The following is a 12,337-nucleotide window of genomic DNA, read 5'->3' as shown; positions in this document are numbered from 1 at the left end:
TATGGCAAAGGTCGATCAAACAAAAGCTAATGCTCTATTGCGAGCAGCAAGAACTATGTCGCTTGGGGCAAATAAAAATACAATACGAATTTTGTACGGTAATCATGTTGCTGAAAATATCGATTTTGAGCCTGGTGCAAAAACAAAACTCAAAAAAGGTATCCGGGGCTGGAGCAAACGCACAGATAACCGCCGAGCCTTTTCTGCTGTTATTGATGTCGCAGTTAACTATTTTGGTTTTGATCCAATAAATCCGGAAGCGAGTTTTCGGCAAATTGACTTCAACCGAATAATGAGTGTCCTTCATAATCTGGGATACTTTGTATGCGCACCGGAAGTTAATAAAATAATAGAAATCCTTACTTCTATGAAAGAAATTGAAGAACTAGGTGCCTGCGAAAAATGTAAACGCCCATACATTGTGCCAGTGACAAATGATGCTCATTGTCCACGTTGCAGATTATCTTCAACTGCTTCAGCCATAGAGAGGTATTCTCAAGAAGAATTAGATTAAATTTAAAAAAGATATCGCGAAACTTGCCTTGTCTGAATCTAAATATTGACTTAAGTCAAATTCTGTTGTTTGCTTTACAATCAAATATTAGTTACAACTTAAATATCAACTCTTGACAAGTAAAGATATAATTTGATTTTTCTTTATTCAGTTTTTCTTCGTTCCAAAAATGTGCACCTTTTTTTCTGTTGAAAACGTAAAACTACTTAGGTTCTCAAAACCTTCTATGCATGACGACTTCTTAATCGCTTTCAATTAATATATTTTATATTCTTGTCTAAGTTCGCTTCTTTGATCCTTAGCTATTCCTTTTTTGAAATATAGAAACAGCATTACTTGTGATGATTTTTTTCAGCTCTAAATACACCTGTTTTCAAAGCAATATTTGCTTTTAGATATTCGATAAAACCATGTTTTTGTTACACCGGATTTTTGACAACGTGCAAGATGGATGATCTTTCCATCACCGAGACTATCTTCTTAGTCAGCACTCCTTTTCCGTCCTTTTCAACATAAAAACGACCATGCTATACGAGCTCTAACCTTTTTTTTGTATGCCATCATAACCGCATCAGAAAAGGAGAACGGTCTATGACTCGTATTGCATTAGCGCCTTCAAAGATGGTTTTGCTTATGTCTTTGGTAATTACTGGTGCCCACGCCAGCCCTGAGCAACCCCTAATAAAAGATACGCCCTTTGTATCTGGCCAGGCTTATAAGAAGGGTTTCTTCTGGTATGACGATCCTGCTAAAAAAAGCGAAGCTGAAGAAGAAGAGGTTTTGCCACCAACCGGTGCTGCTAGCTCGCCTTCAAAAGAGGAAATGGTAGATTTAAATTCAAAATGGCTAAAAGAGAATATGCCTCGACTGTTAACGCAGGCAATGGATAACCCTACCGCAGAAAATCTATCACGTTATTACACGGCGCAAAGGTTAATGCTGGATATCAGTACGCGTTTTTCTGACAAATCAAAAGATTATTTTCTTAAAAACCCGATGATGTCTGAAAAACGCAGGCAACCAGTGGAAAAGGTGGCACTGGATGCTCACCGCACTGTTGTTGAAAAAAATCAGCAAACGGTAATGAAAGATATCTTTACTAAGTCAGGTTTATTTTTCTTTTTCCAGAGTACTTGCCAGTTTTGCCACGAAGAAAGCCAAATACTTCAATTTATGCAGAACTATTATTCGGTAGATATTCTTCCAATCAGTATGGATGGAAGGCCATTGCATAATGGCCTTTTTCAGGATTTTAACATCCCCAACGCACAAATTATTGATCAATTTAAAATTCGAGAGGTACCTACAATTTTCCTGGTTTCAAAGGATGGGACATCAGCTCAGCGCATTAGTGAAGGCATGATCTCCGCTGATGAATTAAAGAACACTATTATACTTGCCGCGAAGGGCATGAATCTGATCGATGACGCTTCGTTCCAGTCAACTCTAGATATTAAAAGGCAATATACCATCGGCGATGATGGCGTTATTACCGTTAATAAATCCGAAATGGAATCAGACCCATTCCTACTTCAAAAAATAATGGACCAAAAACTCGAAGGCTATGACATGCCTACGGCCGATCCGGTCAATTATCTCAATGCTGGCGGCAGTTTTGGAGGCACTTATGCGCAGTAATGCCGTTTTCAACTTCAAAAAGTTACTTTTGTCTCTTTCTGTTTGTGCTGCAATTTTAGCCCCGACTGCAAATGCAGACAACGCAATGCGTAACATTTTCAATGGCATGATGACGTCTACCAGCCCGGCCACCTTTTCCACAGCAACCCGTACAGGCATAGTTGGCGGGTCAATGTCTTACCGAACAACAAACGTTAATACCAACCTTGTTTCCATGTCGTTTCCAAAAGCTTCTGTCGGTTGTAACGGTATTGACGTTTTTCTTGGGTCCTTCAGCATGATCAACGGGGACCAGCTTGTGCAGGTGGCCCGTGGTATTGCCCAGGGTGCGGCTATCTATGCTTTTAACGTTGCTGTTTCAGCTATTTGTGCTGACTGTGCTGCAACGATTAATGACATCCAAAACAAACTGCAAGCGCTAAATAAATTTGCGAAAGATTCATGCAATGCAACTTACTCTTTCCTTTCTGAAAACGTGGGTACGCCAAGCCAGTTCGCTAACTCAGTTAGCTCTGGACCAGCCTCAATTCTGGGATCGATTAATGGTCTTATTCCTGATTTTGGCTCATCGATGACAAAGTCACCTGAAGCTGTCACTTCTCAGGTTAAAGCAAAGGATCCCGAAGAGTTCGCTGAAAAATTCAGTGGTAACCTCTTCTATATGTCGTTCATGGATATTGATAAGGGAACGATGAACATCGGAGGGGTAACGGAGTTATCCGGTTATAAACTGGCAGAACAACTTATGTCTCTCGTAGGTACTGTCATTATCAACTGGGATAGCAAAGGCGAAAAAGCGGGAATGGAAGTCCGCCCGTCTACCATGACTGTCACGGATTACATCATGGGGCCACCAGCTGGCGGATCAATTAAAATGCTCAAGTGTTCTCCGGCACCAGATCCATCATCCCCACGAAAGGCTCAGTGCCTTGTCATGTCAGAAGTTAATGACGGTGGTTTTAAGGGATTGAAGGATACCATTTCTGATCTTCTTTTAAACGTACAGAAAAAAATCATCAACGACGTTCGTGTTTCAGATGATGAATTACGCATTATCTCCTATATCGGCATCCCGACCATTATCGACTCTTTGCAAACATTCGAAGCACCGGAAGGGTACGCATACATTCAGGACATCAGCACTATTGCTGCGACGAGCCTCGTAATCAACATGTTGCGCCAGGTTGAGGCCAAAATTTCAACCATGAGCATACCGAGTGAGTCGCTGTCGGGTAAAAGGGATGATCTCAACCGATTAACAGACAATCTCTCAAAACAGGTTAAAGCCGCCTATGAGCTATCGCACAGCCAGGTCGGTACCAGCTCGGACGTCATTTCAACCTGGGATAACCGTCGCCTGCAACGGAAGGCTTTCACTGAAAGTATTCGTGGCACACGTAACTGAGGTCTGACATGGATTACAACATATATACCCTGGGTGATATTGATTTTGTCTGGTCGGCTTTTACCGGTATTGCCCTGATCTTTTCTCAATATACTGGTGTAAAAGAGTTCCTGACCACGGCCGCCGTTGTAGCAGGTGTGAGCCTATTCTATAAAACGTGGCTATGGCTTCAGGCTCCGACCAAAAATGAATTACCGTTTTTCTCCTGGTTTTTGGGGTTGATCCTTTTCATGATGGCAATGGTTCGAGTGGATGTAACTATTGAATCTGTAAAGTCGGGAGAGGTCAGAAACGTCGACGGAATTCCAATTTTTATTGCTGCGATGGCAACCGTCACCACTAACTTAAGCCAGGGTTTGCTGAAGGATTATAAAACAGCGTTTGATCCGCTTTCTCCGGTGGACCTGTCTGCAACAACTCTGGACGATGACATCACCCTCGGTCCGATGATCCGATTCGTGAAGTTTTTGCAATGGGGCGGCGATAGCCTGGGCTACTGTTCCGCATTTCCTGAACCGGCCAGCGGGCTAGGGCCAATGAACGTATGTGCTACCGTTCAGTCTCTTGCATACAACTGCCTGAAGGCTACCCAAAACTCAAGCGCAAATATTGCCGGTAAAGAAACTATTTTTAACGATATTTTCTCAGCTAATCTGGCAGATAGCATGGACCGGATTAATCAGGCGATGAAAGGCGCACTGAAGAATGCCTCTGCCAGTATTGTTGGCGCTAACGGTTCAAAATCTGGTACGTGTGATGAGGTCTGGTCAACTGTGAAACAGGTTACCAGTACAGCTGAAGCTCGCCAGACTATTTCCCTTATAGGACAGACAAACGGCATCCTTACTCCAGACGAAGCAAATGGTGCACCTACCGGCGCAAGCTTTACTGATGTTATGGCGTCAGCAAATGGTATGTACGGTAAGGCTATTGGTTCGTATGACGCCACCCTGAACCTGTTCATTATGAATGAGCTCAGAAATGGCGCAAGCAAATATAAGACCCCACTCGGTCTGGCTTCCGATATGCAGTTGTTTGAGGCTTCTCTGAAGCGAACCAACACAATGGCTTCACAGGGCCAGTTGTGGTTACAACTGTCGGGAGCAGCAATCGCATTCCTTGAAATGTTTGCTTATATGGTTGCTCCATTTGCTTTGCTTATGCTGCTGGCGTTAGGTGGTAATGGTGTTGCCGCTGCGGCGAAATATTTGCAACTTATCCTCTTCGTGAATATGTGGCCGCTTACGGCAGTAATGGTCAACGCGTATGTGAAGAAAGTCGCGACGGCCGACTTGGATACCTGGAGCACCCTCAACAGCCAGAATAATGCCGTCACGTGGATGGGACTCCCAGGGCTTGCGGAAACATACAGTTCATACCTGTCTGTTGCTTCCGCCCTCTATGCTCTGATTCCGGTACTCACATTATTCCTGATGACACAGTCGATTCACCCGATGATGAATGCGGTTAAGGGAGTGACCCCCGATGCGCCGGTGGATACTGGTCATGTAACGCCCAAAGTATGGGATGGCCCTAACAGCGGTAAATCTTCATTTGGTGACGTGACACGAACCGCCTTAACCAGTACCGGTCAGGGATACAGCGATGGCGGCGCAGTTGATTCAAGTAATTTCCGTCTTGGAATGTGGAATGCTGGTTCAAGTATCGCTAACAGCCAGGGACAAGGATCAGCTGTAACCTCATCAGTTATGAGTGCGGCAAGTAATTCATTCCAGGCTGGTTACAGTCAGATGAGCGAAATTGGAAGGTCAGGACAGTCGAGCCAGCAGTTCTCAACCAACCTGCAAACAATGAAGCAGATCTCGGATAAGATTGGTGCCTCTGTAGCAGAAGGTATTGCAACGAAACATGGGGTGAGTGCGTCTCAGATGGCCAGCATTGCTTCAAATGTTATTCTCAACGCTGGGCTTAATGGAGGTGTTGGAACTGGCAATGGAGCCGGGCTGAAAGCGGCTGTAGCAGGGCAATTGAGTAGCGGTGCATCTAAGACCAATACAGGCAGTGACTCGCTTTCAAATGACCTTTCAAAAGCAATCACGAATCAGCTTAGCCAGGATTCTGCGTTAACTGACCAGTTCAGTAAAGCGGCGTCTCAGGTAAGCAGCGATCAGATATCCAATACTAATGCGTTTAAAGAAGCATCGTCGAAAATGAACCAGGCGACACAGACGATGGCGCAAAATATTTCTACATCGGTTTCGACTAACGCAAGCTCCAATAGTGGAATGAGCCTTGATTCTAAACAAAGCATTAACCTGGACAGGTTCTCCGATTCTATTCGCAACAAAAACTTCAGTGATGATGATGTAAGGAATTTTGCTCGTAAGAATGGGCTGGATGAGAATGCGTTTATGGAGAAATTCAACTCCTATAACGATACCTTCAAGGCCAGTAATCAGCTTGGATCGCAGCTTCAACGTACTGACGCGCTTGTGGCTGCAACCCGAGATTTCAGTGAGCAAAAAATTGCGATTGATACCGCCCGGGGAGAGACGGCCGAAAGTAATAAACAGGATCTCCGTGAAACCTCCAGCCTGCTTAAAAGTCTGGTTTCCGACTTCGGTGGTAATGCACAGCAGCTGCTACCTATCACCAATCAGCTCGACAGAATTTCAGGTGACGGGTCAGGAATTAATACTATCACTCAGGCACAGGATAGAACTCCTGACAGCGTAAATACGTCTGGCGTGATGAGTGCGTCACGCGTAGGGGAACTGGGTGGAAGTGTAGATTCGCAGGCTAAACTCGGTCTTTCCTCCAACGCTCAGGACGCGACACAGCATGTCCCTGGAAAAAGTGAAGCTGGCTTTACTCCGTATAACCTTGATAACGCGGGCAAAGGCGATATTCAGGGAATACATAACAACAACGTGGGCCGCACTTATTCTGATGAAGAAAGGAATGTGCTTAATTCTCTCGAAAAGAATGGACCTGTACTGAATAATCAGGGTGTAGAGAAAGTCGTCAATTCGGGTCAGGATGTCAGAAATGCAGAAGGCACATTTAACGATCTGGAAAAGGTTGGAGGTCGGGTGGTTGGTGATGGAATGGATCAACGAGCCACTGCTTTGAACAGTATGTATCAGAGCGGGCAAGTTCGTGGCTTATCTAATAACACTGATAACTACTTTAGTCGTGTTGCCAACAACCCGAACTTAAGCCGGGACGATAAGCGAGCTGAATTGGCACAGCAAGCTGTCTTTACCTATGGTGCCAGCACCATGGCTACCGGTGCCGAAAGAGAGCAGCTCAAAGCGGATACCCAGAAGATCCTTAATGAACTGGGTAACTATAACGTTAACTGGAGTATGAATGACGTTAAGAGCATCCATAGCAGTTTCAACACTCATAACAGAGCTGATGGTTCACTTGAGTCAGTCGTACGGGCAAACCTGGGAGAAGGTGGGTCGGGCGGTGGTCTCGTTGGTAACCGCACTCAGACCGTCACAGATCGCTTGGTTGGGGAAAAGATAGAGGCCAACACTGAGCGGGGCGCGATTTCTGGTGCGCTACTCGGGGGCCAGCAATTTGTTTCGGATACGCTAACCAGCGTTGGGGCGAAACCGGTAAATGAGATGCTTACGGGAGCGGGCATCCTTCAAACCCAGACATCGATAGCAAATGATGCCTCTAACCCTGCAAATATGCCTGATTCTCTCCAGGGTAAAGTCCTTAATCACATGCAGATGTCTGATGGCGTCGCAGCTGTAAGTGACCGGTATCAGAGTATTAGCAGCGACGGCGTTTCGACTTATGCGAATGCAGCGCAGAACTCTGAAAGGGCTATCCGGCAGCAATTGACGGATGACCCACGCTTTGGGCCTCAGAAAGCAGATGAATTCATTCAGTACATGAAGTCAGAGCTGAGCAACACAAATGAGCCTTACCAGTCACGTGTCGATAAAGCGGATCAGTGGCTTAATGAAAATAAAAAATAAGGGAGGTTGAATATAACCTCCTGAAATGACTATCAATAGATTGTAAATTACTGCTAAACAATTAAGGCCGCAAAGTATGTGTTTGCGGCCTTTTTTTCAGAAGTACCGCTCTTGCGGAACATTCAACTGACGGTTTGAATCAGTGAAGACAAAAATCTATCAAACTCTGTATGAGATTCAATAACATAATCAGTAGATGCTTTGTCTCTTATCTGAAAGCAGTCGTCTGCAAAACTATAAGCGAAAAGTGACATGCCATCTTCTCCGATTAACACCTTATCAGTGAGATTTGGGTCAACGTAGATTTCATTGTCTCGTGCTTCAAAGTTGCGTATGTAAATATTTGACCACAATAGATTTTCGTTCTCTGCCTGAACAAGGTTATAAAACGTAAGTCCGTTGTACTCAAAACCATCCATAGCATTAAACACTTGGGCATAATCAAGCCTGGTTTTAATGAGTTTCTGTATATCTATATAGGCGCTCTTTTTGTGATCTGCCCACTCCACTGGAGGCGGATTGCAGATTAAGTCTTTCAAGACTTCCGGGGCTACCGGGCTGGCTAAAGGGTAGTGATCTGCAACCATCAACCTCTTTAAGCTGCTGAGTAGTTGAGTTAAATCTTTCATGAGCGCCTCTTACTTTCCTACCGGGTAGATAACACCGTTCGGCGATGGCCATAGAACTTTGGTGCTTGAATTATACGGTAGATCCTTCGTAATGATGGATTGTGCTTTCGACAGTGCTGAATGGTATGGTGAATTCTGAATAAGTACCAGGTTGTCTATAGCGTTTGTGCCACCATCATCAAGAGGGATCTTGTGGTGAACCTGCCACCCAGAGGGGACCTTGCCTGTTGCAAGTTTCATCAAATCGTTAGGTTCAAACGTAGCCAGGGCATCTGGGTGGTCTGAAAGTGATTTAAGGAAGTTAGGGCGTACAGTATTGTTGAATTGTCCACGGAGAGCTAAATATTCAGCTCTGTCTCGGCGCATGTAGTTCAATTCGCTAACATTCATATCATCGAGCAAAACGTGTGCTTTTTTGTACTTGCCGAGATAACTTGTCAATTCATCCGCAGACCTTGGATTTCGGATAACCAGAAGTGAAGCCGCTGCAACCAGCATACCTGAAGTTGTTTCGTTCAATACCTGGTCATAGCCTTCAACAGCTTCGCCGCCAAGTTGTTCAGCCGTATGTCGAAATCCCTCCACATTTCCATTATAAAGCCCGCCAGCTGCGAGAAGACGACCAGCCGCTTTGGAATTAATGGTTTTTGTTGATTGGGCGTGCTGTGCTGGTGTCGTTGATCGAACGTAATACCCCGGGCGTTTCAACTGACGAGAGATGATATCGCGCAGACGGGTAAAGAGGGACAGGGGCAGGTCATTGCGTAGGTTGCCATTTGATATAACCCCCGGCCCGGCATTGCCGGTTATGTCTTTTCTAAGCAGAACGATCTTACCGTATCTGATGTCGTCAAGCGTATCGCGGTAAGCGAGCCAGGGGCGTTGATGGTGGAACTGGTGATACCGGCTGACAAACTGTGTATATCCCTGCGGTAAATTCCATTCCTGAATAATCCGGTTTGGCAGGGCGGTATCTTCGAGGTCATGTACCGCCGTGGCCGGATGTATGATGTGGGGAATATCCTCAAGGTATATGTCATCCAGTGACTTAGCCTGACAGTGATGCAGCATAATGTCCCTTTCTTGTCGAATTCATATGAGACATTATTGCGTATGGTATAAAACAATCAATCCTAAAGTGGATGGGCGTACGAGATCAGCAGTGACAGGGTAAAAGGAAAGTTACTTTGTTCATCAGCGTCCCATGAGCTGATGGTACCTTGCGTTAAGAGCTGCAAGGTCAGATTCGGTGAGGCCCGTGTAATAATCGGTTTTGTGCAAATGCGGATAACCGGCCGGAAATAATGATTCGTCGTCATCAAGGCAGATAAATGCTTTAACTCGATGTGAAAAGACAAAGTCCTCACACTCGGCAGCCCGCACACCAGTCTGTCCGTGTTTTAAATATACCGAACCGGTTGCACCTATGATTTTGTCTCTATAAGGCACCCGGAACAGAGATTTCAGATAACTTGTATTAGCGCACTCACGCCATGAGCTGGAGATAACAATCACCATGGCAGGGCAGTTATCCAGCAATTTCTCTAACAGTGGCATTCGCTCAAAGGTTTCATTTTTACACCTGTGGCAAACCCCATCGAAATCTAAGAAAAGCACGACATGCGAATCAGGGAGAGGGGCCCATAAACCAGCTGTTGTTTCTTCATGAACACATACTTCTTCATGATGAGGGTTTTTCTGGATCAAGAAAGAAGAGAGAATCTTAAATAAATTTCTTGCAGAAGAAGACAATATATTACTCCTGAGTCAGTGTGAAATATTTGTGGTGGTTTACCCAAGCCACTCGATGATCTTCTGTAATATCGGGTTGTATTTATTTAACAACAGGAGTCGGGTTTTGCTCCGGGACATTTTTAGCTATATGGCCATTGTATCGAGGAGGTTGCTGGGTCCATTGATAAAGCTCACCCATCCCGTTACGCTGCTGGATCCGGCGATTGTACTTTACCATGAAGTTAAATATGTACTTTGCACGTACCTTTGGGGTTTTGCTGTTGTAATCTGCAATCCCTTCAAACACATTGCCCTTGCGATCAACAATTTTTCTATAGAGCCACCATGTTCCAACCCAGAAACTTGCGCAAGCATCGTAAGCCAGAACCCGCCACGTTACCGTCGGGAAATGCTTTTTTATTTCAGGTAGATTGGATGAGTTGATCTGCATTGGGCCAATATCATAAGTGCCGTTAGTATTCCTGCTGAAAGTACCAACCTTACCGCCTTCATTGTCAAACAACGTAAAAACCAGTTCAGCATCAATTCCGAAGTAGCGGGCGGCATCCGTAATGCACTGAGTGTAAATCTCATCAGGAACGGGAATAGGTTTCACATCATCTGCTGGTGGTGTAAACACAACGATTTCTCCACTGAATCTACGTTTTATCTATTCTCCCATATATCTATCGACTTTCTTTCGGCTTTACCCGTTGATTTAAGCGTTTAAGCAAAATTCTGGAATTTTGGGGCGTGATAATATTAGTGCTCGATTTAAGGAGCGGAAATGAAAAAAATTATTAAGGCATCGGTATTACTTCTTTCATTAAGTACCGCCTTCACGATGAATGCCGAGCCGGTTAATACAATGGTACTGCCAGATGCAGCCCGGGATAAGCTCAAAGCCATTGGGCTTTCAATCGAGCACGTCGAACCCTCGCCAGTAAAAGATATTTTTACGGTGATTTCCAGGGAGGGGGTAAGTTACGTGAGCAAAGACGGAGATTACATTTTTACCGGAAGCTTATTCCACGTGAAAGGTAAAGATGTGGTAAACACCACTGAGCAGGCCATTTTAATGGGCGTCCGGGAATTCGCATCCAAAACAAAATCCATCGACTACAAATCACCAAACGAAAAATACCGGCTTGCTATCTTTACCGATATAACCTGTGGATACTGCCAAAAACTGCATCATGATCTGAAGTCTTATCTTGATGCCGGTATTTCGATTAAGTTTCTTGCATTCCCACGTGCAGGACTGAACTCGGTAGTAGCCGGGAACATGGCCAAAATCTGGTGTTCAGCAAAGCCAAACGAAGCTCTGGATGCAGCGATGAATCCGGTTTCAACTATCCCGGAAGGACGTCCTGATGAGGCTTGCTTAAACATTATCAAATCGCATTTCCAGGTGGCCTCAACAATCCCGCTGCAAGGTACTCCTACCATGGTGACACTAAGCGGCAAACCGCAGTTATTTACGGGGTGGCTGAGCCCGGAAAACCTGGTGACCCAAATGGGCGCTGCGCAAAAGTAACTTTTCCGACTGTAAGAGGTGTGTATGAAATCTACTTTACTGAGTACGTTAATGCTGGTTGCTGTAGGTGTACAGCCCGTTTTCGCTGCACAATGTCAGTACGGAGCCTGTGGAACGGAAAACGATCCCGGAATCGGATTTCTGATGTCATCGGTACAAATGGATAAAGGTGAACATCTAAAGGAACTCTCTGGTGTTGCGACCACAGGTGACACCATCTCTAAAAAGATGGAAAGCTACCTGGGAAATAAAAAGCTCAAGGTAAACACCGACAGTACCCGCAAGGGGCCGGGTAATACCACCATCAGGCCTACAGATGAGCTCGCCCCAACGAGGCAACTAAAAGTTATCCGGCCCGAACTGGTAAAAAATCCCGATTCGCAGCTCGTGGTAGCTTTCAATGAGCGCCTGGCCTGATTTATTGACTGAGAGCGTCCAGAAGGAAAAAAGATGTCGATACTCAGTAGCTTCGTCATCAGAGCAACGGGGATACCTGACAAAAAGTATCTCCGGGATCCCGTAATAAAACGTTGTTATAAACGTCTGAGTCGTAGGGTGCCTGCTCTAATGACGGGGTGGCTTCTGTGCATTCTGGGTTCAGGGTATGTCAGTATGGCACTGGAACAGCCTGATAGCACTGTATTACTCAGTCTGCTGCTGTTGTATGTTATGTCAGGCATTTTACTGATGCAGTTCCAGTATATGTATTCAGAGCGAAGCATAGGCTACAAGTTCTACCTGGAAGTGCTTATGAATGCAGCTGCCAGTACTCAACATAAAGAACAGTTACAGTATCTGTTCATTAATAAGCCCAATTCCATCACGATGGGCGATCTTTACCGACTTTATGATTTTAATGGGGGAGGGCGATAGCCACGTTAATGTGCGTGTCCAAAAGTCACTTTTGAACATTCTCTTCCC

Annotated in this window: 11 protein-coding genes; 7 read left to right on the top strand and 4 right to left on the bottom strand. The window is 45.0% G+C overall.

Annotated elements, in window-relative coordinates; genetic code table 11:
* The first annotated feature begins 1 nt into the window (after position 1).
* The 4 genes from ACMWKA_RS21920 to ACMWKA_RS21905 all read left to right on the top strand — a co-directional run bounded on the left by ACMWKA_RS21920 (position 2) and on the right by ACMWKA_RS21905 (position 7,516).
* On the top strand, positions 2-514 hold the full coding sequence (locus tag ACMWKA_RS21920; protein WP_001140952.1) for a hypothetical protein: 513 nt from the start codon (positions 2-4) through the stop codon (positions 512-514).
* A gap of 591 nt (positions 515-1,105) precedes the next feature.
* On the top strand, positions 1,106-2,152 hold the full coding sequence (locus ACMWKA_RS21915) for a thioredoxin family protein (protein ID WP_000196727.1): 1,047 nt from the start codon (positions 1,106-1,108) through the stop codon (positions 2,150-2,152).
* Positions 2,142-3,557, top strand: coding sequence for an IncHI-type conjugal transfer protein TrhH (gene trhH / locus ACMWKA_RS21910; protein WP_001257292.1), 1,416 nt, complete (start codon positions 2,142-2,144; stop codon positions 3,555-3,557). The genes ACMWKA_RS21915 and trhH overlap by 11 nt, the downstream gene beginning before the upstream one ends.
* Positions 3,558-3,565: 8 nt before the next feature.
* The gene (locus ACMWKA_RS21905; RefSeq protein ID WP_094166804.1) at positions 3,566-7,516 is read left to right on the top strand and encodes a conjugal transfer protein TraG N-terminal domain-containing protein; all 3,951 of its coding nucleotides are present in this window, start codon (positions 3,566-3,568) and stop codon (positions 7,514-7,516) included.
* Positions 7,517-7,638: 122 nt separating this feature from the next.
* Here ACMWKA_RS21905 and ACMWKA_RS21900 read toward each other — a convergent pair whose 3' ends face one another.
* From ACMWKA_RS21900 to ACMWKA_RS21885, 4 genes are all read right to left on the bottom strand, one after another.
* Positions 7,639-8,145, bottom strand: coding sequence for a YrhA family protein (locus tag ACMWKA_RS21900; RefSeq protein ID WP_000654195.1), 507 nt, complete (start codon positions 8,143-8,145; stop codon positions 7,639-7,641).
* 9 nt (positions 8,146-8,154) lie between these two features.
* Complete coding sequence (locus tag ACMWKA_RS21895; protein ID WP_000902297.1) at positions 8,155-9,216, bottom strand: HNH endonuclease signature motif containing protein; 1,062 nt, start codon at positions 9,214-9,216, stop codon at positions 8,155-8,157.
* 123 nt (positions 9,217-9,339) lie between these two features.
* Positions 9,340-9,897 (bottom strand): HAD domain-containing protein, encoded by a 558-nt coding sequence (locus ACMWKA_RS21890; RefSeq protein WP_001371950.1) that lies wholly within the window; start codon positions 9,895-9,897, stop codon positions 9,340-9,342.
* Between the two features lie 82 nt (positions 9,898-9,979).
* The gene (locus ACMWKA_RS21885) at positions 9,980-10,519 is read right to left on the bottom strand and encodes a lytic transglycosylase domain-containing protein (RefSeq protein WP_000494968.1); all 540 of its coding nucleotides are present in this window, start codon (positions 10,517-10,519) and stop codon (positions 9,980-9,982) included.
* 147 nt (positions 10,520-10,666) lie between these two features.
* Here ACMWKA_RS21885 and ACMWKA_RS21880 point away from each other — a divergent pair, with 147 nt between their 5' ends.
* From ACMWKA_RS21880 to ACMWKA_RS21870, 3 genes are all read left to right on the top strand, one after another.
* Positions 10,667-11,416 (top strand): thioredoxin fold domain-containing protein, encoded by a 750-nt coding sequence (locus tag ACMWKA_RS21880; protein WP_000720274.1) that lies wholly within the window; start codon positions 10,667-10,669, stop codon positions 11,414-11,416.
* 24 nt (positions 11,417-11,440) lie between these two features.
* The gene (locus tag ACMWKA_RS21875; protein ID WP_000843243.1) at positions 11,441-11,833 is read left to right on the top strand and encodes a hypothetical protein; all 393 of its coding nucleotides are present in this window, start codon (positions 11,441-11,443) and stop codon (positions 11,831-11,833) included.
* Positions 11,834-12,028: 195 nt separating this feature from the next.
* A complete protein-coding gene (locus tag ACMWKA_RS21870; protein WP_001439466.1) occupies positions 12,029-12,289 on the top strand; it encodes a hypothetical protein in 261 nt (86 codons plus the stop codon).
* Positions 12,290-12,337 lie beyond the last annotated feature (48 nt).

The sequence above is a fragment of the Enterobacter sp. 03-F-07-AD-ECC genome (assembly GCF_047530935.1).
GTDB classification, from domain to species: Bacteria; Pseudomonadota; Gammaproteobacteria; order Enterobacterales; family Enterobacteriaceae; genus Enterobacter; species Enterobacter cloacae.
Note: the sequence above shows the minus strand (reverse complement) of the source record. Positions and strands in the feature narration are given on the sequence as shown.

Bases quoted from the DNA above. Each gene is read 5' to 3' on its own strand.
- trhH (WP_001257292.1), top strand. From the start codon at position 2,142: ATGCGCAGTAATGCCGTTTTCAACTTCAAAAAGTTACTTTTGTCTCTT.
- ACMWKA_RS21915 (WP_000196727.1), top strand. From the start codon at position 1,106: ATGACTCGTATTGCATTAGCGCCTTCAAAGATGGTTTTGCTTATGTCT.
- ACMWKA_RS21905 (WP_094166804.1), top strand. From the start codon at position 3,566: ATGGATTACAACATATATACCCTGGGTGATATTGATTTTGTCTGGTCG.
- ACMWKA_RS21875 (WP_000843243.1), top strand. From the start codon at position 11,441: ATGAAATCTACTTTACTGAGTACGTTAATGCTGGTTGCTGTAGGTGTA.
- ACMWKA_RS21880 (WP_000720274.1), top strand. From the start codon at position 10,667: ATGAAAAAAATTATTAAGGCATCGGTATTACTTCTTTCATTAAGTACC.
- ACMWKA_RS21895 (WP_000902297.1), bottom strand. From the start codon at position 9,216: ATGCTGCATCACTGTCAGGCTAAGTCACTGGATGACATATACCTTGAG.
- ACMWKA_RS21920 (WP_001140952.1), top strand. From the start codon at position 2: ATGGCAAAGGTCGATCAAACAAAAGCTAATGCTCTATTGCGAGCAGCA.
- ACMWKA_RS21900 (WP_000654195.1), bottom strand. From the start codon at position 8,145: ATGAAAGATTTAACTCAACTACTCAGCAGCTTAAAGAGGTTGATGGTT.
- ACMWKA_RS21870 (WP_001439466.1), top strand. From the start codon at position 12,029: ATGGCACTGGAACAGCCTGATAGCACTGTATTACTCAGTCTGCTGCTG.